Source organism: Deltaproteobacteria bacterium (genome assembly GCA_018668695.1).
GTDB lineage: Bacteria > Myxococcota > XYA12-FULL-58-9 > XYA12-FULL-58-9 > JABJBS01 > JABJBS01.
The window spans coordinates 1-24,250 of sequence record JABJBS010000344.1; the positions used below are offsets into that span (position 1 = coordinate 1).

The 24,250-nt window shown below is 50.9% G+C and carries 15 protein-coding genes; 9 read left to right on the top strand and 6 right to left on the bottom strand.

What is annotated here, in order from left to right:
- Nucleotides 1-315: 315 nt before the first annotated feature.
- From HOK28_19705 to HOK28_19735, 7 genes are all read left to right on the top strand, one after another.
- Nucleotides 316-2,403, top strand: coding sequence for an elongation factor G (locus tag HOK28_19705; protein ID MBT6435331.1), 2,088 nt, complete (start codon nt 316-318; stop codon nt 2,401-2,403).
- 611 nt (nt 2,404-3,014) lie between these two features.
- Nucleotides 3,015-4,892, top strand: coding sequence for a hypothetical protein (locus HOK28_19710; GenBank protein ID MBT6435332.1), 1,878 nt, complete (start codon nt 3,015-3,017; stop codon nt 4,890-4,892).
- 113 nt (nt 4,893-5,005) lie between these two features.
- Nucleotides 5,006-7,477 (top strand): hypothetical protein, encoded by a 2,472-nt coding sequence (locus HOK28_19715; protein ID MBT6435333.1) that lies wholly within the window; start codon nt 5,006-5,008, stop codon nt 7,475-7,477.
- Between the two features lie 204 nt (nt 7,478-7,681).
- Nucleotides 7,682-8,899, top strand: a complete 1,218-nt coding sequence (locus HOK28_19720; GenBank protein MBT6435334.1) for a beta-lactamase family protein — start codon at nt 7,682-7,684, stop codon at nt 8,897-8,899.
- Nucleotides 8,900-9,859: 960 nt separating this feature from the next.
- On the top strand, nt 9,860-11,626 hold the full coding sequence (locus tag HOK28_19725; protein ID MBT6435335.1) for a long-chain-acyl-CoA synthetase: 1,767 nt from the start codon (nt 9,860-9,862) through the stop codon (nt 11,624-11,626).
- Nucleotides 11,627-11,628: 2 nt separating this feature from the next.
- The gene (locus tag HOK28_19730) at nt 11,629-12,774 is read left to right on the top strand and encodes an alpha/beta hydrolase family protein (GenBank protein ID MBT6435336.1); all 1,146 of its coding nucleotides are present in this window, start codon (nt 11,629-11,631) and stop codon (nt 12,772-12,774) included.
- Nucleotides 12,771-14,186: a wax ester/triacylglycerol synthase family O-acyltransferase gene (locus HOK28_19735; protein MBT6435337.1), complete on the top strand. Its 1,416-nt coding sequence runs from the start codon at nt 12,771-12,773 to the stop codon at nt 14,184-14,186. The genes HOK28_19730 and HOK28_19735 overlap by 4 nt, the downstream gene beginning before the upstream one ends.
- On the opposite strand, the gene HOK28_19740 is transcribed toward HOK28_19735, so the two are convergent.
- Nucleotides 14,183-14,986 (bottom strand): CAP domain-containing protein, encoded by an 804-nt coding sequence (locus HOK28_19740; protein ID MBT6435338.1) that lies wholly within the window; start codon nt 14,984-14,986, stop codon nt 14,183-14,185. The genes HOK28_19735 and HOK28_19740 overlap by 4 nt on opposite strands.
- 196 nt (nt 14,987-15,182) lie before the next feature.
- Here HOK28_19740 and HOK28_19745 point away from each other — a divergent pair, with 196 nt between their 5' ends.
- Complete coding sequence (locus HOK28_19745; protein MBT6435339.1) at nt 15,183-17,174, top strand: aconitate hydratase; 1,992 nt, start codon at nt 15,183-15,185, stop codon at nt 17,172-17,174.
- 15 nt (nt 17,175-17,189) lie between these two features.
- Here the strand turns inward: HOK28_19745 and HOK28_19750 are convergent, their stop codons facing one another.
- The 3 genes from HOK28_19750 to HOK28_19760 form a co-directional block, all read right to left on the bottom strand.
- Nucleotides 17,190-18,830, bottom strand: coding sequence for an NAD(P)/FAD-dependent oxidoreductase (locus tag HOK28_19750; protein MBT6435340.1), 1,641 nt, complete (start codon nt 18,828-18,830; stop codon nt 17,190-17,192).
- 14 nt (nt 18,831-18,844) lie between these two features.
- Entirely contained in the window at nt 18,845-19,432 is a 588-nt protein-coding gene (locus tag HOK28_19755) for a TetR/AcrR family transcriptional regulator (protein ID MBT6435341.1), read from the bottom strand.
- A gap of 104 nt (nt 19,433-19,536) precedes the next feature.
- Nucleotides 19,537-21,480 carry an ATP-dependent DNA helicase RecQ gene (locus tag HOK28_19760; protein MBT6435342.1) on the bottom strand — a complete coding sequence of 648 codons (1,944 nt, stop codon included), beginning with the start codon at nt 21,478-21,480 and terminating at the stop codon, nt 19,537-19,539.
- 285 nt (nt 21,481-21,765) lie between these two features.
- On the opposite strand from HOK28_19760, the gene HOK28_19765 reads away from it, so the two are divergent.
- Nucleotides 21,766-22,986: a hypothetical protein gene (locus HOK28_19765; protein ID MBT6435343.1), complete on the top strand. Its 1,221-nt coding sequence runs from the start codon at nt 21,766-21,768 to the stop codon at nt 22,984-22,986.
- A gap of 93 nt (nt 22,987-23,079) precedes the next feature.
- Here HOK28_19765 and HOK28_19770 read toward each other — a convergent pair whose 3' ends face one another.
- The gene (locus HOK28_19770; protein MBT6435344.1) at nt 23,080-23,826 is read right to left on the bottom strand and encodes a hypothetical protein; all 747 of its coding nucleotides are present in this window, start codon (nt 23,824-23,826) and stop codon (nt 23,080-23,082) included.
- Nucleotides 23,827-23,920: 94 nt separating this feature from the next.
- Complete coding sequence (locus HOK28_19775; protein ID MBT6435345.1) at nt 23,921-24,250, bottom strand: redoxin domain-containing protein; 330 nt, start codon at nt 24,248-24,250, stop codon at nt 23,921-23,923.

Consider the following 24,250-nt stretch of genomic DNA (forward strand, 5'->3'; position numbering starts at 1 on the left):
AAACCTCTAAGGTTGGGCATTAATGCGGGATAGTCGGCTGACGCATGGCCATCTAAACCACTAGATTCACTACACTTTTAACCATTCGGATAGAAAAGAAAGGTCGACGCCTCACATATTGATCTCGGACTGGGTTTTTTGATTTTTCAACCTTGCTAAGTCAGGGATTTATAGTTATTGCGGCCGCGCTTCATACGTGTTGGGCCATGAGGGCTCCTACACATGTCCGGTAGCCCCAGACGAAGATGAAGCGTAGCACGGACTCGTGCTGCTTATTATCACCTTTCGACGGGAGAATCAGACGTGTCTAGCGCAATTACCGATTTATCCAAAGTTCGTAATATCGGCATCAGTGCCCACATTGACTCGGGCAAAACCACGCTGACCGAACGAATTCTGTTTTATGCAGGACGTATCCACGCCATCCACGAAGTAAAAGGCAAAGACGGCGTCGGCGCCACCATGGATTCCATGGAGCTTGAGCGTGAGCGCGGTATTACCATTGCTTCAGCAGCAACCCACGTAACCTGGGAAGATAAGTTCATCAACGTTATCGATACTCCCGGACACGTTGACTTCACAATCGAAGTTGAGCGCTCTTTGCGCGTTCTCGATGGTGCGATTCTGGTTCTTTGCTCCGTTGCCGGTGTTCAAAGTCAGTCTATCACTGTTGACCGCCAGATGCGTCGCTACAATGTTCCTTGCCTTGCGTTCGTGAACAAGTGTGACCGAAGCGGTGCTGATCCATTGCGTGTTGCTCAGCAACTTCGTGACCAGCTCAAGCACAACTCAGTTGTGATGCAGCTTCCTATCGGACTCGAAGAGGACCACCGAGGCGTCGTTGATCTTATCACCATGAAGTCGCACATCTTTGAAGGCGAAAACGGCGAAGACATCATCGAAGGCGATATCCCTGCGGATATGCTCGCTGAAGCTGAAGAGCGTCGCGAAATCATGCTCGACGCTGTTTCAATGAGCCACGATGGCCTCATGGAAGCGATGCTCGAAGAAACTGTTACGCCTGAGTTGATCACGGAAGCAGTTCGTACAGCAACCATCGCTCGTGAGATTACACCTGTATTTATGGGCTCTGCTTATAAGAACGTTGGTGTACAGCCACTTATCGATGCAGTTGTTGCTTTCCTTCCTGACCCAACTGAAGTTACCAACGAAGCAATTCGGGTAAACAAAGAAGGTAAAGAAGAGTCTTTCGAAGTAAAGCCTGACTCAGAACTTCCGTTCATGGGTCTTGCATTCAAACTCGAAGTATCTCCTTACGGCCAGCTTACTTACCTGCGTATGTACCAGGGAAGCCTGACCAAGGGTGACAGCATCATCAACAGCCGCACCGGTAAAAAGGTTAAGGTTGGTCGTCTGGTACGTATGCACTCCGATGACATGCAAGATATTGAAGCCACTCAGGCTGGCGATATTGTTGCTCTCTTCGGTGTTGATTGTGCCTCTGGTGATACATTCACCGACGGTTCAATGAAGGCAAGTATGACTTCTATGCACATTCCTGAGCCTGTTATTAAGCTTGCTATCAAGCCTAAGACGAACAAGGGAATGGACAACATGGGTAAGGCGATTTCTCGCTTTACTAAAGAAGACCCAACTTTCCGTTCGGTAACCGACGACGAAACTGGTGAAACCATCATTGCAGGTATGGGCGAGCTTCACCTCGACGTTTACGTTGAGCGTATGCGCCGCGAATACGGCTGCGATGTTGAAACTGGTGCTCCACAGGTTGCGTACCGTGAAACCATCAGCCAAGCTATCGAGTACGATTACACGCACAAGAAGCAAACCGGTGGTTCAGGTCAGTACGGCCGTGTCCAAGGTGTCATTGAGCCAATGGAAGAAGCTGGGTTTGAGTTCGAAAGCAAAATCGTCGGTGGTGCTATTCCGAAGGAATACATCCCATCCGTTGAAAAAGGCTTTAAGAGCTCTATGGACCGCGGCGAGTACATCGGTTTCCCTGTACAGGGTATTCGTTTCGTACTTACCGATGGTAACACTCACGCAGTTGACTCCTCGGACAATGCTTTCCAAGCTGCTGCCCGCGGTGCCTTCCGTGACAACTACCTGAAAGCTAAGCCAAAAGCGCTTGAGCCTATCATGACTGTTTCTGTTGAAGGTCCTACTGAGTTCCAAGGTGATATCCTCGGAACCATCATGCAACGACGTGGTGTTATTGTTGGAACAACAGAAGAGCACGGCTTTGTACGAATTGATGCAGACGTACCGCTGAGCGAAATGTTTGGTTACGCGACGATTCTTCGTTCAAACACTCAAGGTAAAGCAGATTTCAGCATGGAATTCGCACGCTACGGTACTGCTCCAAACGAAGTTGCTGAGAAGCTTCGTGAAGAGTGGCTTGAGAAGCGAGCTGCCGGTAACTAATCAGCAACGCTTAAAAGTAGAATTAAAAATGGCCGGGTAATCCCCGGCCATTTTTATTTGGAAAACTAGATTGGTCCCTGCTCCTCGCAGGCACCGTCAGTAGGCTACTGCTCCTGACGAATCGCGGCTTATCGGTCTCTCAACCCACTGCGGTTGCGGCGCACATGAACCGGCTTTCTCTTCGGCTGGTTAGAGCGAATCCAAATCATCATCAGTCCTGCGCTTAATAGTACTGTTGTTGCCACCATCACTGAATTCCTTTCCGGCGAAACCTCTACCTAGAGAAAGTGTCGTCTGAATGACGGCCTTACTCAAGATAAACATTTTACCTACACCACCGGACATTGAGCCCGGCCCGGTTAAAAAACCATACATTCTCGGTCAGTTAGAGTTTAGGTCCCGCCCTACCGGGCGAAATTAAACTTAAACTTTATCGTACCTTTACTAACTTGGGGATCTATCCCAAAAGCGCAAGGTCTATGGATAAAACACGTGTACCTAACACCTTGCGTCATAACGACTTTATGTTATCCATTGGGGGAACAGGTACGGAGCGTTTTATGGATCACCCTATCCCATGACGGGTACGGGTATAACGACGGGGGTAGCCAATGACTACTGAATCCACTTTTGATGTAGAAAAGCTACGTTTCATTTTAGAACACGACAACCACGAAACCCGCGCAGCGCTAAAAGAGCTCTTCAAGGATGAGCTTTACACGCCTCGGTATGCGATTTCTCTCGAAGAGGAGCGCCAACTTGCTTATGAGCGCCTCAAGAAAATCTGCGAAGGCGGACACATAAGTGTCACTGACTTCGATAAAAATCCTCACAGAATTTTCAGTGTTCATGAGGCTGTTGGGATGGTCGATGGTGCAACTGCAACTAAAATGACAGTGCAGTTCAATCTTTTTGGTGGCACCCTTCTCAAGTTGGGAACTGAAAAGCATCACAACAAGTACGTCAAAGAAATCGACGACTTTAAGTCTGTTGGTTGCTTCGGTCTCACTGAACTCGGCTACGGTAACAATGCCGTGGAGATGGAAACTACTGCAACTTACGACGCAGACAAAGACCAGTTCATCATTCATTCTCCATCAACTAAGTCTAAGAAGTATTGGATCACCAACGGCGCGATTCATGCACACTACTGCATTGTCTTTGCCCATCTTCATATCAACGGCAACAATGAAGGCCTCCATACCTTCCTGGTCCCCATTCGTTCAAAGAATATGAAGCCGAAAAAAGGTGTAACCATCTGGGACATGGGGCACAAGATTGGCGTCAACGGCGTCGACAATGCCAGCCTTAGCTTCGACAATGTTCGAATCCCTCGTGAAAACCTTCTGGACGCCATCAGTCAAGTGTCCGAAAATGGGACATTTAGCAGCGCTGTCAAAGGAAGCCGGAAACGCTTTCTTGTGGTTGCTGACCAACTCCTCAGCGGCCGTTTGTGCATTGCCTCTATGTGCCTAGGAAGTACCAAGGTTGCGCTCATCACCGCGATTCGCTACGCCTCAAGTAGGCTAGCGGTTGGCCCAGAGGGCAAAAGCGATACGCCAATCATGTCTTACCAGTTGCAGCAGCGGGAGATACTCCCACTTCTTGCAAATACTTTTTGCTACAACTTCGCTCTCAACGCCGCAAAAGACAGTTATGCTGCGCAAACAGAAGAGGACAAATTAGAGGTCCTTTTACTTTGCTGCGTACTCAAGCCTCTGATGACATGGCATGCAGAAAACACAGCCACCACTTGCCGTGAACGATGCGGTGGACAAGGCTATCTTTCGGCAAACCGCTTTGGTGAAGCCATTGCGGGAGCACATGCCGGCCTGACCGCAGAAGGCGACAACCGCGTCCTCATGCAGAAGGTAACAAAAGAGCTACTCGGTCTGACAGATAAATTCGAACTGGCCAAAGAAATCGCAGCCGACTATTTACCAGCCGCCCTGCACCGCCTCGTCGACGGCTTGGTAAACATCGATCTTGAAGACAACGATGACCTCGTCACTCTCTTTCGAGCACGCGAGAAACGCCTACTCGGGCAACTCGCCAACAAGCTCGCCAAGAGTAAAAAAGCTGGAGACAAGCTCTTTAATACGTGGATGTTTGAGGAATCCGACCTGGTTCAAGCTGCGGCGAAAGCCTACGGAGAACGCATGGTGCTTGAAAAGTCCATTGAAGCCATCGATAAAATGGACGACTCCTTGCAGCCTCTGATGAAGCGTCTCTGCAAACTCTACTCCCTAAATTGCGTTGAAAAAGATTTAGGCTGGATGCTCAGCGAAGGTCTCCTCTCACCGTCAAAAGGAACCGAGGTAAGTGAAATTACCCGTCGCCTCTGTAAAGAAGTTGCACCAGATGCATTGGCGCTGACTCAAGCTTTTGGCATCGAAGAACACATGCTCTTCTCACCCATCGCGGGTGACTGGGTTGCCTACAACGCTTATGACAACCAGGGTGAACTGACCAACCAGCCCGACGCGTAAGCTGCTGATTTAGTTAAGATTTATATTCTTAATCAAGAGTTCTCTCCTACCCTTGGACGATTCTCCGTATCTGATATACGAGCCTCCGGCGAACCCACCCGGAAGGAATACGTATGACAACGGCACCACGTAAGGCATCCTCAACCAAGAAGCTTGAGATGGCTCTTCTCACATTCCTGGCCGAGCACCACCCCTTCTTGCTTCCGACCGCACGCGAGTGCGTCAGTGATGCACTCGCCTCAGTCACGACTCTGAAAAAGGCATCTGACTACACAAAGCTTGGTAACAAGATTACCGGTGCGATTAAAAAGAAACTGCAACCAACCACGCGCGGCCTTGGCGAAACCACTCCTTTTGTCTCGGCCAAGGACCGCATGGCCCATGCAATCGAAGCCCTCTCCACAGATATCACCGGTTTTTTGGAGCGCACCGCCCTTACGCAGAGCTTCACTGAAGAAGAGAAGAAGTGGATGTTACGGGGAATTTTACTGACCCGTGCTGTTGATAACCAAATGAAGAAGATGTTTCTCACGGGAGAAGTTCAGTACGAGGGCAAAGGAGTTCAAGGCAAAGGGTTTCGTTCATTGGGGCAGGAAGCCATTTACGCAGCCGCGCTACGGCTCAAGCGAGATGCATGCCTATTCACCGGCAGTAGCTGGAAAGGCGACGTCGTTGCTCCACTTATTCGCGATTTGGGAATAGCGCTGGCGTTCATCGATGACGACGTATTCGTTGCCCTTAACGCTCAAGCCGGAAAGCAAGGCCTACCACTCGATGGTAAAGATTTACATCTTGGTCATGCACACCGAGGTGTTCTTCCGGCCGCAGCCCCGCTCGCTATCTCTACCGTGACGGCAACCGGCCAAGCACTTGCCATGAAATTATTAAAGCAAGACCGCGTTGCACTCGCTTTTATCGGTGAAGGCGGTAGTTCACTCGGTGAATGGCATGAAGCAATTAACCTCGGAGCAGTCCGCAAGCTGCCCATTATCTATTGCATTCAAAATAACCAGACCGCATTGTCGACGCCCACCGATGCACAATCCGCAGTCCGAACGTTTGCAGATAAAGCCATCGGATACGGCATACCCCACGTCACGATAGATGGAACCGATCCAGAGGCCATCGCCGCAGCCTATGCTTGGGCCGCCGATCGAGCACGCCAAGGTCTCGGTGCCACCTTGATTGAACTGGTAGCCATGCGGATGTGCGGCCATGCCCATCACGACGATATGCTCTACCTGGGCGAAGATCCTGAGCTGTCTTTCGAATTGCCTGAACAAACAGACCGGGGCTATGTGGATGCTGAGGCCTATAAGGCCTGGAGCCAACGAGACCCTATTGCCACCTACTCGAAAAAGCTTATCTCAGAAGGCACCATCACCGCTCATGACTTCTTGGCACTTCAAGCCGATGTCATGCGCCAGATTGATGAAGCAATGAGCGCCGTGAAGCTAGCACCATGGCCCGAGCCCTCAGCTGCCGGACGCGGAGTTTATGTTACCGATGATCCCCAGCGCACGCCCAATCAACCGGGCCAGGCCGAGCACTGCATTCCCAGCGCATCCGCGGAGGCCAGCCTGGTAGACGAGCCGGCTATCGGCGGCGGCAAACAGACCTACTTAGATGGCGTTTGGATGGGTGTGGGCGATGTCCTGGAAGACAATGAAAAGTCGTTTGTATTTGGGGAAGATGTCGCACCGCCCTACGGGAATGCGTTTATGCTTCTACGCCCACTGACGGAAAAATACGGTGACCGCATCATCAACTCGCCACTGGCTGAGAATGCCATTGTTGGTGCATGTGTCGGTGCGAGCATCGAAGGTATGTGCGCCATTGGTGAAATCCAATTCAACGATTTTGTAGCCAGCGGCTTCAACCAAGTCGTCAACAATGCCGCCAAGCTTCATTATCGCACAGGACAAGCCGCCAATATGGTTCTAAGAATGCCTTGGGGCGGACTCAGAAAAGCTGGACCCTATCACTCTCAAGATACGTCACCCTGGTTCTACCGAACACCGGGTCTGAAAATCGTGGCGCCCTCTACACCCCACGATGCCCGCGCCCTGATGTTGTCGGCTGCGCAAGATGGCGGCCCAGTGCTTTATTATGAACACATTGCGCTCTACCGAAACCCGAAAATTAAACAAGATATTTCTGGCGGAGTGAGTCACGTCCCAATAGGAAAAGCCGCCTTTAGAAGACTCGGTGAGGATGTATCCATCATCACTTACGGCGCATTTGTTCATCACGCCTTAAACGCAGCCGCAGCTCTTCAGAAAAAGGGCATCGAAGCTGAGGTTCTCGACTTAAGAAGCTTGATGCCCCTTGATTGGGAGGCAATCTCCACCACGCTTAAGCGAACCAATCGATTGATTCTTATGGGCGAAGATTCCCGAACAGGAAGTATTCTTGAGTCGATTGCTTCACGGGTTGGAGACGAACTCTTTGAATTTCTGGATGCTCCCATTAGGGTCGTGGGCTCTCTTGATACCCCGGTTCCGTATGCACCGTCATTGGAATCATTCTTCCTCCCAAGCACCGCAGCACTCGAAGCAGCAGTCGAGGAAGTAGCCCGCTACTAAGCCGCCGCTGCCCTTTCCCGTAGAACGCCTACAAGCTTAAGAGCCCGCAGTGCGTGGTTCTAAGGGCGCAGTGCGTCAACTAGAACATGTTACAAGCCTATACACACACCATCTCAAAAACCCGTTAGAGCAATAATGTGGAAGGTGCGTCAGCACTTTGAGCACCCAGATAAGTTTTAACGTGTTCCAACAGGAAACCTGAGTATGCAAGCCGTAGCCACTCAATCTAAACGCACGACCGAGGTTAATGAGAGCCAGGTCGAATCACTTCTTAAAATGGCTCAAAACACCGTTTCACGTGGTGATATGCCCTCTGTGCAAGTTGCTGTCGCTCACCACGGCGCACTTGTAGCATTTGAAACCTACGGTGAAGTCACTTGCCGAGGGGAAAGCAGCGTTGCCACCAACGACACCCTCTATGTTGCATTTTCAACAACCAAAGCTGTTGTGTCGATTGCAACATGGTTGCTGATGGAAGACGGAAAGCTCAAACCAAGCGATGAGGTCTCGAAAATCATCCCTGGATTTGTAAAGGGTGGTAAAGGATCGATCACTGTCGAGCACCTCCTCACCCACACTGCTGGCTTTCCAAGAGCACCCTTCTCCGTCCCTGAATGGGAAGATAAGGCCGCTCGCCATAATCGTTTTGAGTCGTGGACAACCCAATGGGAACCTGGCAGCCGCTTTGTTTACCACGCCAATGCCAGCATGTGGGCACTCGCGCAGATTATCGAAGCCCAAAGCGGTATGGATTATCGCCAATTTATTCGAAGCCGAATCACAGCGCCCCTCGGATTGGATGACCTACACATTGGACTCAGCGCAGGGGAGCATCACCGAGTGGCCGACATCAAACATGTTGGCACGCCACCCGAGCCCGCCATGATGAAGCAGATGGGACTCGACCCCGATAAATTCAAGAACGTTTCGCAAGAACAATGGTTGTCGCAATTTGACCGCGCTGACTTTAGAACGACCGGCGCACCCGGCTCAGGTGGCATTATGACAGCGGCCTCACTCGCACTGTTTTATCAGGGGGTCCTGGGTCATCTCACCATGCCAGACGGCAAGACGCTCTTAAAACCAAGTACCGTCCAACAAGGACTGCAGGTGCGCACCCACGACCTCAAAGATCCCATGACGGGTCAACCAGCCGGCCGAAGCCTTGGGCTAGTGATAGCCGGTGGGCAAGACAAGGTATTTCGCGGTTTTGCCCCGGGTCACTCCGACCAAGCATTCGGACACCCAGGCGCAGGAGGCCAAGTCGGATGGGCCGACCCTCACACAGGTCTATCGTTTGCACTACTCACCAACGGTCTTGAGCGTAACCCACTGCAACTAGGTATGCGGGCCATGTCTTTTTCAAATCAAGCAACGGGATGCATCGAGCCTTCCAAAATCTCTCAGGAGACAAGAGTATGATGAATTCAAAATCACCACGAAAAGGATTGACCCATAAACTATTGGGCGGCGTCGAAAAACTCATTCAAAACTATGACCCGATTAATAAATGGTCCGCCTTTTCGAAAGAACGTATTGCTGAGCCAGTCTTCCAACGGGACCAAGAGTTTATCCAGCAACTCCTGCCATTCATGGAAGCCTTTAATGCGTATTTCGGCTCTGAAATCCGTGGTTTCAATTTGATTCCAAAAGATAAGCCCGTTCTCTTGGTAGGTAACCACTCAGGCGGGGTCATGACACCCGATACTTGCAAATTGCTTTCGACCTGGTTTCAAGAGCGCAAGGACCAAACGCTCATCGGACTGGCTTTTGATGCGGCCTTCTCCATTCCCGGACTGGCCCCCATCATGCGCAAAATTGGTCAGGTACCCGCATCTCACGCCAACGCCCTCAAAGCGCTTGAGAACGGCTGCTCCGTGCTGGTTTATCCGGGCGGCGCCCACGAAGTGTTTCGTCCCTGGAGCGATAGAAATCAAATAGACTTCGCAGAGCACCGCGGGTTTATACGCCTCGCAATCAAAGCCGGTGTTGCCATTGTTCCTGTCGTCTCACACGGCGGTCACAACACCACGATGGTTCTTAGCCGAGGTGAAAAACTAGCCAAGCTCTTCAAGATGGACCGCCTACGGATGACCGTCTATCCCATCCTTCTGCAATTTCCTTGGGGTATCTCCACACCTGGTCAGCCTGGAATACCGATGCCTGCGAAAATCACCATGCAGGTTCTCGAGCCAAGAGATATGTCGCACCACTGCCACGAAGACGCTCAAGACGAAGAGCTGGTCAACAAGTATTACGAGGAAATCACAGAGGCCATGCAAGAGACCTTAGATGCACTGGTCCAAGAAAACCCCCGGCCCATTGTGAGCCGAATTCAAAATCTAGTGGAATCTGTTTTTTACAAGCCAGAGAGAAAGTCCAATGCCCCAGCTGAAACAACTCACAAAATATATCAAGCAGACTTATCAACTCGCGCGGTTCGCAACGGACCTACCGAAACTGATTCCTACAGCGAAGGTGAACCCAGCACTCCTTTTGCAGCAGCTGGCTAAGAAACAGCCTACTGCGCTCGCTCTCGCGTTTGAGAATCAGCGTTACACCTGGCGGCAAATGAACGCGCGGGCCAACCAGTACGCAGCCTTTTTTAAAAAACAAGGGGTACGCTCGGGCGACGTTGTTGCGCTGATGATGGACAATCGGCCCGATTACCTCTTTTGCGTCATGGGTCTGAACCGAATCGGCGCCATCACGTCGCTGATCAATACCAATCTCAAAGGCGATGCTTTAGAGCACGCGCTTCAAGCCTGTGGCAGCACACGCTTATTTTTGGGCACCGAGCACATTCCAACCTTTGAAGATTCACCATGCGCCAAAAACTCCGATCTTAAAGTATGGCTCCACGCTCCCGCCGGACAAGAAACCAGTCAAGACTGTGTGAATAAGTCGATCGACGGTTGCTCACCACGCACCACCGACTACCGGTATACGCCGCGCGGCGAAGACGTTTATTGTTATATCTATACGTCGGGCACCACTGGGCTGCCGAAAGCTGCAGTCATTCGTAACCAGCGCATGCTCGGTGCAAACGTCTTCTTTGGGCACTTGGTTCATCAGAGTACTCCAGGCAGCCTCATTTATGTTCCGCTGCCCCTCTACCATTCCAACGCCATGTTGTTAGGCTTCGGTTCCTCCTTGGCCACAGGAGCGGCCATTGGACTACGACAGAAGTTCTCAGCGTCTGGTTTCTGGCCGGACGTTCAAAACTTTCGTGCCACGAGCTTCGTTTATATCGGAGAACTTTGCCGCTACCTCCTCAATACTCCTTCGGTTCCTCAAGAGCGTGGTCATGAGCTTCAAGTGGCAGTCGGTAACGGATTACGACCTGACATCTGGGAAGAGTTTCAAGAACGATTTGAGATTCCAACCATTCGCGAGTTCTACGGAAGTACTGAAGGTAACGCTCCTGCCATCAACTTTTCTGGTAAGCCTGGAATGATCGGCAGACTGGCTCCAAGTATGGTCGTGGTGCAATGCGATCCCACCAGTGGAGAGATCCATAGAGACGCCCGTGGGCATGCTAAAGCGGTTAATGCGGGTGAGTCCGGATTACTCCTTGGAAAAATATCTAAGCTCACGACCTTTGAGGGATACGTCGACAAAAAGGCGACCGCTAAAAAACTTGAGCATGACCTTTTTAAATCCGGAGATAGGTATTTTAACACCGGGGATCTGGTCAAACTTCATGAAGGACGCTGGTTAAGCTTTGAAGACAGACTTGGGGATACCTTTCGCTGGAAAGGCGAAAACGTCTCAACCACACAAGTTGCGGAAACCCTCAACGGTGCTCAAGGTGTTCTTGAATCCAATGTGTACGGAGTCGCGGTTGAAAAAACTGAAGGTAAGGCGGGTATGGTAGCCCTTACCACCAATGACGATTTCGACATCAAAAAATTTGCACACTTTGTCAAAGACGAATTGGCGGCCTACCAGCGCCCTGTCTTCGTCAGAATCATTCAGGGCGGGATGCGTGTTACGGGTACATTCAAGCATCAAAAAACAGATTACCGAAAAGAGGGATTTAATCCCAAATTAGTACAAGACCCGCTCTACTACCTTAGCGCAGGAAACTACTTGCCAGTGGACGCCAAGGCCTACAAAGCCATTCATCAAGGCGAAGAAAGTATTTAAAAATGAAGTCGCAATCACAAATGAGCGGTCTTCAACGCTTACTTCGATTACCGAGAAAAGTCCGTGTTCCCCAGCCTCCGGAGTTACCGCCGAAGGTGCAGCGCAAAATAGGAGCCGCTGTAGACAAGGCTGTTCTTACGCTGATGAAAGGGGTTCGTAAGAGTCCGCGGAAAAATGATTTCTCCCGATTGCAGTTCGAAATTCAAAACGCCCACGACCTTTATGCGGAGGCTGGAATGCTGGTGAACCCCAAGCTATTTCACCCCGTTCCAGAACCGCTGAATATCAAAAAGCGCAAAAAACGACTCGGCCCCGCCGGCCGATATACCGAGCTTACTTTTGAAAGCGGATACCGGTCGCCTCTTAACGAACCCGTGGGCCGCCGATGGATGTCCAAAAAGGAAAATCAAACCGCTTACGCGGGTGTCTTTGCCCATGATGATGTGACCCGGCCTTGGATTATTTGCATGCACGGTCTCGGTACAGGGAGCCCCTGGATAGATTTTCCTGCATTTCAAGTACGAAGACTACACAAACACTTAGGTCTGAATGTGGTTGTCCCGGTGATGCCAGCACACGGCGCACGGCGGGCCTCTGATCAAGAACGTGGCGGGCTCTTAAGCTTTGAACTTGTTGAAAGCCTTCACGGCATTTCACAAGCGGTCTTTGAAGCTCGCAATCTCGTTCATTGGATTCGAGAGCAAGGTGGAACACAAATTGGGTTTTACGGAATATCGATGGGGTCATACGTGAGCGCACTAATGAGCGGCCTCGAAGAGCTCGACATGGTGATCTGCGCCATTCCTCTTTGTGATATTCCAGAGCTCTTTTCTGGGCACACAACCAAGCGCCTTCGTCGTAGAGCCGAAGAACATGATATTTTGGGGCCCACCCTGCGTTCTTTATTTTGCCTGGTATCTCCCGAAGCGCTCACCCCGTCGGCACCTGAATCGAGTCGTTTGATTATGGCCGGCACAGCTGACCACATCACACCCAATGCTCAGGCCAATAAACTTAGCCGAGCCTGGAAAACACCGGTGACCTGGTTTCCCGGTGGACATGTTAGCTACTTCTGGTCCAAACCAGCGCTTCAAACTGTTCATCAAGCCCTCAGGGCATTCGCAAATTTGGAAGAGGCACCCCTATGAAAAGACTCAGCGGAATGGATGCAGCGTTTCTTTATGGAGAAACCCCAGCTGTGCATATGCACACGCTTAAGGTGGCCATTGTTGATGCCCCACAGGGCGACAGCAACTTTTTGTTTTCTCGGCTTAAGCATGAGCTGACCAAGCGTCTTCACCTCATGCCCCTTTTTAAATGTAAGGCCGTAAATGTACCGCTTGGTCTTCATCACCCGATCTGGGCCGATGATCCAGAATTCAATATCAGTCGTCATGTGCGCAGACTTGCAGTGGTTGCTCCAGGAGGACAACGAGAACTAGACGATACCATCGCGCAAATCGCAGGGCGCCCACTACGGCGCGACCGGCCCCTCTGGGAAGTATGGATGCTTGAAGGATTGCCCGGCAACGAAATCGCTTATGTGGCTAAAATTCATCATGCGATTGCTGATGGTCTCGCGTCTTCAACACTTTTGAATCAGGTTATGGATCCAGCGGACGGCTCATCTCGTGTGACTCCGTTTCCCGCCACCCCAAAAGAGCCGAGTTCAACGCCATCTCCCACGAAACTGGCCTGGAATGCGCTTAAGCAAACCCCTGCCAGGGCAGCTGGACTTCCGAGTCTCATGTCGCGAACACTGCAAGGCACTCGCAGACTCATTCGCCACCACCGCCAGGATGGTGACCGTTTACCGGGACCTTTTGCTACAGAGAAGACAGTGCTCAATACATCAATCGGACCGCGGCGCTCATTTGCCACCACCAGTATTGAGTTTGAACGCTTACGGGTTATCAAAAGCTTTCTCAACGTGACCATCAATGATGTAGTCTTGGCATTGGTATCCGGCGCGCTAAGAGACTTTCTAAATACTTACGATATGTGTCCGGAGAAGCCCTTAATCGCTACAGTCCCGGTTTCTATCGCTCTCAACCACGGCGACATGCACACACAGGGCAACAAGCTGAGTAATCTCTTTACGTCGTTGTGTACCAACATCGAGTGCCCGCTCGAGCGTATTCGAGCGATTCATCTTGCCAGCGTAAGCGCGAAACAGGCAAGCGATTGCATGGGAACGGAGATTCTACACGAGTGGGCAGAGTACATTCCACCGCTTCCATATAAGGCTGGTCTTCGGCTTTACTCAGACCTAAAGCTTGCCAATCGGCACCGTCCGCCCGCGAACGTTATCGTGTCCAATGTAAGAGGGCCTGACCGCATGTTGACCGTAGGCGGTAGAAAGCTCAAACGCTTCTATTCTGTAGGTCCCATCTTAGGCGGCATGGGTCTGAACCTCACTGCTTGGAGCTACGCCGGGCAATTGAATGTAACTGCCTTGGGCAACCACCAGACGTTGCCTCATATTCATGAGATTACAAATCGATTGGAATATGCTCTACAAGATTTAGAGCAAGCCATTGCGAAAGCAAAAGCGGCTTAGGAAATTTTTACTCGGACCGGTTCACGCTCTTTGCGGCGTAGAAAAAATACACCGGCCAACATCCACATCCACAGAGTGGGTCCTGTTTGTCGGCAGCTAGCCTCAACCCCATCGTCCGAATCGATGCCTGAACCTTCGTCCGTAACACCATCACCTGTTTCAGTGTTGTTTTCTTCACCGCCGGAGTCTGGGGTTTCGCCCTCAGAGCCACCCTCTCCAGAACAGTCACCGGTACCATCTACCCAATTCGAGAAATTGTTGGTCCAGTACCAACCGAAATATGAGTTTTCAATATAGACTCGGCCAATTCCAATGGAAGTAAAGCTTCGGTCCAGCATATTTTCATTGTGACCGGGACTTGTTCGCCACTGCTCAAAGGTAGCTTCCGCAGAAGCGTTGCCTGCGGCGATATTCTCAGCGGCGCTTGTCCATTGGTCATGACCAAATGCAGTGATTCGATCAAAGGGATCTCGACCCGTACAGATATCACCGGCATCATCACAAGGCGGTTCGTTGTGGTCGAAAAAACCTTGCTCACCCATCGCGCCACTCATGTAAGTGGCCGCATCGTTCATCGTAGGCGATGGCGTTAGGCATGGTGCTCCATTGGCTTCACGGTACTCGTTGATGATTCGAAGAAACTCAACCTCTTGTTCATCGAGTGCAGAATCTCCAGCCGCCAAAATGCCTTGAGGAATCAGCATTGCGAAAGCCAAAAACAGATAGAACAACTTTATTTTCATTACTTTCCTCAAAAGGGAGTCCGGGGGTTGGCTAACTATAGGCACCCTCAAGCTCATACGCCAAGCCTCAACCGTAAAGTTCCTGGACGCAGTGCGTCCAAAAATAGCGTTTGATCACAGCTCTAAACATCCAATTAGATTGAGCTTTAATATAAATGCCTCGACCCACACTGAAGAGTTGACGGTCTACCCTAAAGGTTCTATGCGGGCAGCCTCGAAGGGTATGATTACCTTGAGGATAATGGAGTAGAGCATGCAAGATGTAGATTCGACACCCATGGTTCAGTTAACACCAGGCAAGCGGGTGCTCTTTCTCACCAAAGATCTCGACCTTATAAAAAAGCAGCTCTATGAAGGCCTCGACTTAAAGATGGCCGACCTCAAACCTGAGGATTTACTCGACGATATCAATACCGACGTCATGACTCCTGCCTGGGTCTGCTTTGATCACCGCCCAGAAGACATTGCCAAAAATGCATACGCCGGGCTTCTCCATCAAGGCGAGCGGGTTTTCCAACCCAGCGCCTTAATGAATGGCAATTTTGAAGTGATCGTCAGTGGTCAGCGCAAAGGAACCGGCTCTTCGCGAGAAACGGCCGCCCAATGTGAAAGCTACAGCGGCATCAAGATTGTTATCGCCCACTCATTCGCGCCGATCCACGAACGCAACAACATTAACCTCGGGCAGCTCATGGCAGGCTACGAGGCATTGGAGCGCTTGCAAAACGGAGAAGGCGTAGCACTGGAAGAATTTACCGGACGTTATGACCCCGTTACCCGTGTGATTCTAGAGAGCGGCGGGCTGTTCAAATTCTCTAAAAAATTGGCCACTGGCGAAGTGACTGTACCGGCGCCTGAAACCTCAAAACGCCCGATGACGATGGTCGAAAAAATCATTGCCCAGAAGCTTGTCGCTCAAGGCGATGAACATTTCGTAAAAGCAGGCGATGCTGTACTGGCTCGCACCGACGGTGGTTACAGCCATGAGTTTACCAGTGCCCAGGTTCATGAATTTCTAAGGCGCGAGTTTGGCGATGATTACAAAGTCAAAAACCCGCAAAAACTTGCCGTCTTTGAAGACCACCTCCTCTATGCCGACGGCGTAGCGCGTTTTGCTAAATTCAAAGATAAAATTCAGACCTTGCGCGACCTACAAAAAGAGTTTCAAGCACACGCTGGCGTTCGGGACTACTCTGCTAAAAACGGAATCTCCCCCGGCATCTGCCACCAAGTAGCACGCGAGCACTTCATCGATCCCGGTGACTTTATCCAAGCAACTGACAGCCACACCTGTATGGGCGGAGGCAACAACGCCTTAACATACGGCGTTGGAGCAACCGAATACGCAGCAGCCATTCACAGTGGTGCAAGTTTCGTAAGAGTCCCAGAGGCTATTCGCTTTGAACTCGTAGGTGAGCTCAACGATGGCTGTACGGCCAAGGATGTTATTCTTCAAATCCTCGCCACGCACGCAAGAGATGAAGATACACTTGACCGCTCCATGGAGTTTGGTGGACCGGGCCTCAAATCCTTGAGCATGGATGAACGAGCTACGCTCTGCAATATGGCTACAGAGTGCACTGCTAAAACCGGAATCGCGGAATGGGATGAGAAGACCATCACATGGCTAAAAGAGCGACGCCCCGATTTAAATGAAGATGCGATTCGCGCCAAGTGCATCATGCCTGATGCAGGCGCACATTATGATGGCGGCGTTCACACCATTGATCTTTCGACCATCAAGCCCATGGTGGCTCACCCCGGTAATCCAGACAAAGGTATCCCATCGGATCCAACCAATGGCGCCAACATCACAGACATTGGCAATGTTCGAATTGATATCGCTTACGGCGGCTCTTGCACGGCAGGAAAAGCAGACGACTTTGCATTCTATGCACAGGTTGTTGAGGAAGCGCTCAATTCCGGTAAAAAAGTCGCCGACCACGTCAACTTCTTTATTCAATACGGAAGCGCAGATGTAGCGAGGTTTGCAAAAGAACAGGGCTGGACTGACCTATTTGAAAAAGCCGGTGTGCAGCTTATCAACCCGGGTTGTGGAGCATGCATCGGTTGCGGGCCAGGTGTAAGCGAAACAACTGAGCAGGTTACGGTCAGTGCAATCAACCGAAATTTTCAGGGCCGAAGTGGACCCGGTAAACTTTACCTGGCCTCACCTCTTACGGTCGCTGCATCAGCCTTTGCCGGTCATATTGTTTCTTACGAAGAAGGCATGTTTAAAGCCTAACGGCCTTATAAATCCCTAGCCTGCTGGTACGGGCTCGTTCCACCGGCCATCTTGAGAAGCCCGGCGCTTTATAATTGCCCCACGCATATCTTTGAGCGTCACTGCCGATGCCGTCAGTACGCCGCCAAACATTCCACCCGCCACACCACACGAGCAGATATCAACGCCCGTCAGATAGAACCCCTTGATAGGCGTTCTGGGCCGCAGCCAAAGCTCTTTGAAGCGGTCTGGTGTATGTGACAATCCATAAATTTCACCTGAAGCAAAGCTCGCGAAGGTCTTCGTCGACAGCGGCGTAGAAAGCTCTAAGTAATCGATATTGCCTTCCAGTTGAGGGCACTGCTTATAGAGAGCTTCTAGCATACGCTGCGTATACTTTTCTTTTAAAGCATCATAATCATCGCCGCGCTTTTTCCACTTGGTATCTTCCCACTTCTTAAACCAATCAAAGGGCGCAAGAGACACAACTTCCAAAGTAGCCTTACCGGGATAGCGCTCTTCGAATGAGGGATCTTTAGCGGATGGAAATGAAAGGTAAGCAACGGGCAATGGATTGTTATCTGGATCTGCTAGAAAGTTTTCAATGGATGCATCATGGTCTTCGCCTGGATAGACCCAAAGATTTCTTTTCTCCAGATTGAGTTCCGAAGCTGTTTTCTTACAACCAATATACAAAGACATGTGAGCAACAGAAGGCTCAACGTTCTTCACCCGCTGGTCAAACCCATACTTTTTGGCGACTTGCTCCGGCAAAAGTCGGTTGATGGTATTCACAACACCTGCGTTGCTGATGATTACAGGGGCAAAAAGTTCTTTCCCGTCTTCAAGCCGCACGCCAACCGCACGTCCCTTTTTCACAATCACTTCGTCTACGGGTGCGTTGGTTAAGACCTTACCGCCCGCTTGTTCAATGACTGGCAAAATGGTTTCGGCAATTCGAGCCGAGCCGCCGATGGGGTAAGCCCCACCTTCGAAATAATGATTCACGACCATACAATGAATAAAGAAACTTCCGTCCTTCGGAGACAATCCATAATCACCGTATTGGCCTGCCAAAACTGCTCGCAGCCGCTTGTTGTCCGTGATTTCCGCCAGAACCTCACCGACTGTTTGTCCCGATGCTTTCATCGCCTTACGTCGAAGCAATGGTCCCAAAACCGCGCTAACGGGTCCCGGAAGCGCTTTATCGAGGAAGTAGAACTGTCCGTCCTTGATGGTCTGCTTTACGCGGCGAACATACTCTTTGATATTGTCCTCTTCTTCCGGGAAATACTCGGTAAGCTTTGCGATAAAATTTTTGCGGCCCTTCACCAGGTCGTATTTATCTTCGCCAATAACAATGCAGTCGTAAACTTCGCCCATATCGGCCCACTTGAGTTGACCGTCCGTGATATCATCAAAGACCCGCCGAACTTCAGCGCGCTCATCATGAACTTCACCAATGTAATGCACACCCACGTCCCACTCATAGCCTTTGCGGCGAAAGGTATGCGTGAAACCACCTGCTGTATAATGACGCTCAAGTACCAAAACACGCTTATCTGCATGGGTTGCCATCAATGCGGCTGTTGTTAGTCCGCCAATTCCAGATCCTATAACAATGGCATCGTATTCGCCCGTGCAACCATGTTGCTTGTATGATGTTCCAATTCGCATTTTAGTAAACCTTTTTATGTGTGTGGGATTTCAAGAACGATTTCTGAGAGGTCTTTCAGGCTGCGGCCCATCAAGAGCTTTCCCGAGAGATGCAGTGACACCAAGCCATGTGTGTTGGCCCAAAGAACGTGCGCGATGGTCAGCGGGTCTCCAGCCATGAAGCCCTCTCCAACGGCCAACTCTGTAGCCTTCACCAAATATGAAAAGCCTCTACGGCTTTGGGTTATCAAGTCGGGATAATTCTGGTCTTCTTCGCGGGGCAACTGAAACATAATCGTGTAAAGCTCAGGTTCAGCCACTGCAAATTCAATATAAGCTTGTTTCAAATTGAGAAGACAGTGTTCCGCACCTTTGCCGCTTCTAAAAGCCTCTTGCTGTTTGTCTGCAAACCGCTCGAAAGCCTGCGCACGCACTGCAGCTATAATCTCCTCGAGGTTTTCAAAATACCTGTAGGGAGTCATGGCGCTGCAACCAAGCTCAGTGGCAATACCCCGCATCGTCAGCGCATCCATGCCACCTTCAATAAATAAGGACGTGGCACATTCTACGGCACGACTGCGAAAATCGCTTATTTGCTCAGTTGATAGGGCTGCTCTTGGCATATGTTTAACTTACGCTGTAAATTTTACACTGTAAACAATAAAACAAAGCCAAGGTCTAAAAACATAAAGCCCAATAATAACAGCCGAGTAAGTAGTGTAAGGTCTTAGTTGCTCAGAAACCGTTGTATGACTGAAAGAAAACCTGAGCCATAACGCTCAGCTTTGGCAGGTCCAATACCGTGAGCAAGTTTTAGCTCATCCATATTTCGAGGCTTAAGCATCGCGAGGTCACGCAAGGTACGATCGCTTGCGACCACATAAGGTGGCACGCCCTGACTCTTAGCTTGTTCAAGACGGTATTCACGCAGCGCCTCGAACAAGTCGATGGCATCACCCTGTAAGGTTCCCGCTGAAAGGCGCTCCGAACGACGGTCCTTGCGCTCTTCCGGCGTCTCGCTGCGGTGAATATGCCCATGGGATGCAAGAGGCGGCAGCAGTAAATGACCGGGGCGCTCACCCTTCATGACTGAAATCCCATCCTCGGTAAGCACGGCAAGAGGCCTGTCGCCGCCGATAAAGCTTACCCATCCGGCGGTGACACATCTCCGTAAGAGTTTCATATTCCACTCTTCTGAATGCTGACTCAAAATCCCAAAGGTCTTTGTTTCGCTCAATCCTGAGCTGATCAGTCGTTTTTCTTTTTTGCCACTCAAAAGCTGCGCAGCTGCACGTAAACCAAAGCGGCCATGCACGCGTGCGACGCCGCTCAATGCTTTACGCACATAGAGCGTGACCTCATCAGAGTCTTGGTCCGGCTGTTGTTCTAGGCTCAAGCAAACATCGCACCGGCCGCAGCCATCAAGGCTTTCTGCATGATCCCCAAAATATCGTAAAATCGCATCATGGCGGCAGCTTCCACCTTCGGCCCATCGCATCAATTCCAAAAAGAGATTCCACTTATGCTCCACCACTTGTTGCGGTGGTACTTCGCCATCAGAGCCTCGCTCAAGAAGGTGACGACGAAGCGGCATGTCACTTGCGGAAGTAAGCAGCAGCCCAAACGCATCTTCACCATCTCGCCCAGCGCGCCCCACTTCTTGATAATAAGCTTCCATCGACCCTGGAGGTGCTAAGTGAATCACCGCCCGCACATCGCCGCGGTCGATACCCATTCCAAACGCATTCGTAGCAACCACCAGTTGAAGCTCGCCCGACTTAAACGCGCGCCCTGTGTCCTCCCGGACTCGTGGGCCCAGCCCCGCATGATAAGGAGCAGCTCGCCAGCCAGACTCAGCCAAGCGTAAAGCCTCTTGCTCCGTCGCTTTACGCGTGGGCGCATAAATAATCGCAGTACCCTCATCACTGCCTGGGTCGCGAAGAGCTTGTCGCAAAAGCCTATCCACTTGCTTGTTGCGGTCTTTTTTACCAGTGGTATCCATCGCGCGCAGAGCCAGGTTCGGCCGGGCGAAACCTTTGATAAGTTGCGGCGTATCCGATCCTAAACCAAGACGTGCAAGAATTTCATCGCGCACGAAAGGTGTTGCCGTGGCAGTACAAGCAAGAATCGCCGCGTGAGGCATCTCACTGATAAACTCGCCGATGCGCATATACTCGGGCCTAAAGTCGTGGCCCCATTCACTGATACAATGTGCTTCATCGATTGCAATCAAAGGACAATCGAGCTTTTGTACCAAACTGCGAAACCCAGGAAAGTTAAGTCGTTCAGGCGCGACGTAAACCAGCTTATAAGCACCTTGTGCCATATTGCGCATACGTTCGCGCGCTTGCTCAGAGCTTAAAGTCGAGGCAAGAAAAGTAGCCGCAATACCTTTTTCTTCCAGTGCTTGGACTTGGTCATGCATTAGAGCAATCAATGGCGATATCACAACGGTGGTTCCGGGAAGTAAGCTGGCCGGTAACTGATAGGTTAAACTCTTACCACCGCCTGTAGGTGCCACCAAAAGTAGCTTCTTTTTCTCGAGCAGAATCTCCACAGCTTCGCGCTGGCCTGGACGAAACTCTTGGAAACCAAAACGCGCAAGTCCAGCCTCAAGCTCAAGGCTTTGAGATATGCTGATACTTTGTCCTGAATCAGGCGCGAATGTCATGATTTCCTGGTTGCTCCCGTGAATTGCAGCAGTTGTCTTAACGGCTCCACCAACATCGTGCAACTCAACATCTTATCAACAAAATAGCTCAATGTTTTTAGCACCTTAACATTCCTCCGCTACGGGTCGGCCTATTTCTTCTATAAATCCATGCATCTAGATAAGTTAGTGCTAGTTTTGTTTGGGGGGTCCACGTGACCGAAAGAAGAGTCCAGATGCGTTGAGTATCAAAGTAACTGATGCCATTCGATTAATCAGTGCGCTCACTGAGTGCACGGGGGAGAGATGATGAGAGTACCTTTACGAAAGAGCTTCGCGACAACCGCGGTGTCCGTATTTTTGACACTGATGGTCGGCTGCGCCGCGACCGAAACAACCGGCGACGAAACCGATGCTGCAGATGCAAGTGATGCAAGTGATGCCGCAGACAGCAGCGATGCAGCCGATGCATCAACCGCCGAGCCTGAATGTGAGGCAGATTCAGATTGCCCAGATGGCACCCAAAGATGTGACAATGGTGAGTGCGTTCCCAAATGCGAAGGCGTTGTCTGTAACGAGGACATCGGCGAAATCTGCGATCCAACCACCGGAGCGTGCGTGGGCGGCAGTGATACCTGCGAAACCAGCGACGATTGCTCGGGCGGTCAAATCTGCGAAGAAGGCCTGTGTGTACTCAGCCGATTGAGTGATTGTACAGGCGGTAAAGCCTGTGCGGCTGGCTTAGACTGTGTTGAAGGGCCGGTTAGTCTTTGCGTGGCACCTTGTGCTGACCACACTGCTTGTAGCATTTTTGAATATTGTATGACGCCGGACATGGTGCCAATTGCGCCTATGGCTGCCTTTACCAATTATTGTTTTCCAAATCTATGTAACCCGGGTGGAGATGCCTTTGGCGTTTTCCAAGACACCCCTTACAACGGGCCATGTGATGTGGTTGAAGATGGAGACGGTGCGGGCCGATGTATTGGACCCATCGACGAGAACATCCAAGGAATTTGTGCAGACTTCCAAGGCCAATTGGGTATTGGTGAAAGCTGTGACGCCGCCGCCCTGCAGGGCTCGGAAAACACTTGTCTGGATTCATTCTGTGCCGAACCGGTTCTTGGCGGAACATGCTCGCAACTGTGTAACGTGACTGAAGGCGCGACCTGCGAGGCAGGGACCCTAGGAGCTACATCCTGTCTCCCAAGCTTTACCGAAGGCAACGGACTTTGCATTCCCGGTTTGGCAATGGCTGAGGCAGGAGCAAGCTGCACGGCTGACCCAGCAACCGGCCTGAATAGCGGGGGACCTGCATGTGTGGATGGTTATGCGTGTGTTTCAACTGATCCGAGCAGTGAAGACCAAGTGTGCGTAGCATGGTGTAATCCCAATGCAGCTGAAGGCGAAGCCAACGGATGTTCTGAAACTGAGATTTGTTTCACAGAGGGTGCTCCAGACGGAACCGGCGTGTGTATCCCCGTTGCTTCTGGCGGTGATGGAGATGCTGGCGAAGATGCTGGTTGAGACTCCGACACTTAGAGCTTGAGCCAATTAAAAACTAAAAACGGGAGCCTGGCTCCCGTTTTTTTTTGCTCCATGATGAATGGAAGACAGCGATTAATTTTTTTTACGCTGACGGTCGATTTGCTCATCGCGCCAGGTTTCATAGGCAACGAGTTTATTTTCATCGAGCAGGTCACGAACAAGCGTGTCGGTTTCAGTGCGCCGCATCCGAGTGGCCTTTCGAGCCTGAGCCCAAGAAATATCACCGCTTCGAACTTGGCCCCAAAATCCGCGGACGGCCTCGTTCTCAGAATTGATGGCGTCGTTTAAAGTATCGGCGTCAGAACCCGAAAGGTCCAGCATCTCATTCAACGCTTCAAGCTCTTGCTCCACCCGTTCACGGCGACGCTCTTGCCTATCATCACGTCGTTCTGAAGAAGCTGCGGCCTGCTCTTCCCGAATCATATCGCGTAGGCGCTCACTGGCACGTGGGTTACTCATCACGGTTTCAAACGCATCCTCAACCGCTTGAGGCATGGCTTGAGGCTGATCTTTTTCCTCTTCACCGGCACCGCTACCTTGAGCTTGCTCTAAACTTCCAGCGGCAGCAGCAAAGCTTGGACCTCGATTTTCTAAAATCGCAATACGGTTCTCGAGGGCACGCATCCGACCATTGCCACCGCGCATAGCTTTACGAAAATCATCCCCAACGCGCACCGGTTTGTCACTGGAGAGGAGTTCTCCCGTTTGAATACCCTGAGCTGATAATGATTCTTGCAGAGCACCGATTTTAGTGTGCTGCCAACCAAGTGCCGACACACAACCCGCTAATAATATCCACTGAAAGTATTGTGTCTTCATAGAGTTCCCGCCTCGTGTTGGATCGCTGTTTACGACACTCGATGAGTGCTGGCAATCCAACAAAAGCCGGGAACTTATCTACAAAGCAGTCAGGTTAATTACCGAATATCTGCTCACAATCGGCGAGCACCTCATTGGGATGTGCACCTGGGCTAAAATCGCTGATTTCAGTATATTCTAGAATCAGCTTACCCTCAGCATCCAACAAAACAGTGATTCGCGAATAAGCTCCGAACCAACCGTCATCGGCGCCATACCTTGCGGCCAAAGCACCCCTGGCATCATCTTGCCATAACTCGTATTGAAAGCCTTCTTGCTCAGCCCAGCTTTGATGCTCGGCCGGCGAAGCAGTACTCACACCTACAATCTGTACACCCAATGCCTCGAACGCATCATATTGGTCACGGTACCCGCAACCTTCGAT

Bases quoted from the DNA above. Each gene is read 5' to 3' on its own strand.
- HOK28_19770 (MBT6435344.1), bottom strand. From the start codon at position 23,826: ATGAAGACACAATACTTTCAGTGGATATTATTAGCGGGTTGTGTGTCG.
- HOK28_19745 (MBT6435339.1), top strand. From the start codon at position 15,183: ATGCAAGATGTAGATTCGACACCCATGGTTCAGTTAACACCAGGCAAG.
- HOK28_19710 (MBT6435332.1), top strand. From the start codon at position 3,015: ATGACTACTGAATCCACTTTTGATGTAGAAAAGCTACGTTTCATTTTA.
- HOK28_19725 (MBT6435335.1), top strand. From the start codon at position 9,860: ATGCCCCAGCTGAAACAACTCACAAAATATATCAAGCAGACTTATCAA.
- HOK28_19750 (MBT6435340.1), bottom strand. From the start codon at position 18,830: ATGCGAATTGGAACATCATACAAGCAACATGGTTGCACGGGCGAATAC.
- HOK28_19735 (MBT6435337.1), top strand. From the start codon at position 12,771: ATGAAAAGACTCAGCGGAATGGATGCAGCGTTTCTTTATGGAGAAACC.
- HOK28_19760 (MBT6435342.1), bottom strand. From the start codon at position 21,480: ATGACATTCGCGCCTGATTCAGGACAAAGTATCAGCATATCTCAAAGC.
- HOK28_19730 (MBT6435336.1), top strand. From the start codon at position 11,629: ATGAAGTCGCAATCACAAATGAGCGGTCTTCAACGCTTACTTCGATTA.
- HOK28_19715 (MBT6435333.1), top strand. From the start codon at position 5,006: ATGACAACGGCACCACGTAAGGCATCCTCAACCAAGAAGCTTGAGATG.
- HOK28_19720 (MBT6435334.1), top strand. From the start codon at position 7,682: ATGCAAGCCGTAGCCACTCAATCTAAACGCACGACCGAGGTTAATGAG.
- HOK28_19755 (MBT6435341.1), bottom strand. From the start codon at position 19,432: ATGCCAAGAGCAGCCCTATCAACTGAGCAAATAAGCGATTTTCGCAGT.
- HOK28_19740 (MBT6435338.1), bottom strand. From the start codon at position 14,986: ATGAGCTTGAGGGTGCCTATAGTTAGCCAACCCCCGGACTCCCTTTTG.
- HOK28_19765 (MBT6435343.1), top strand. From the start codon at position 21,766: ATGATGAGAGTACCTTTACGAAAGAGCTTCGCGACAACCGCGGTGTCC.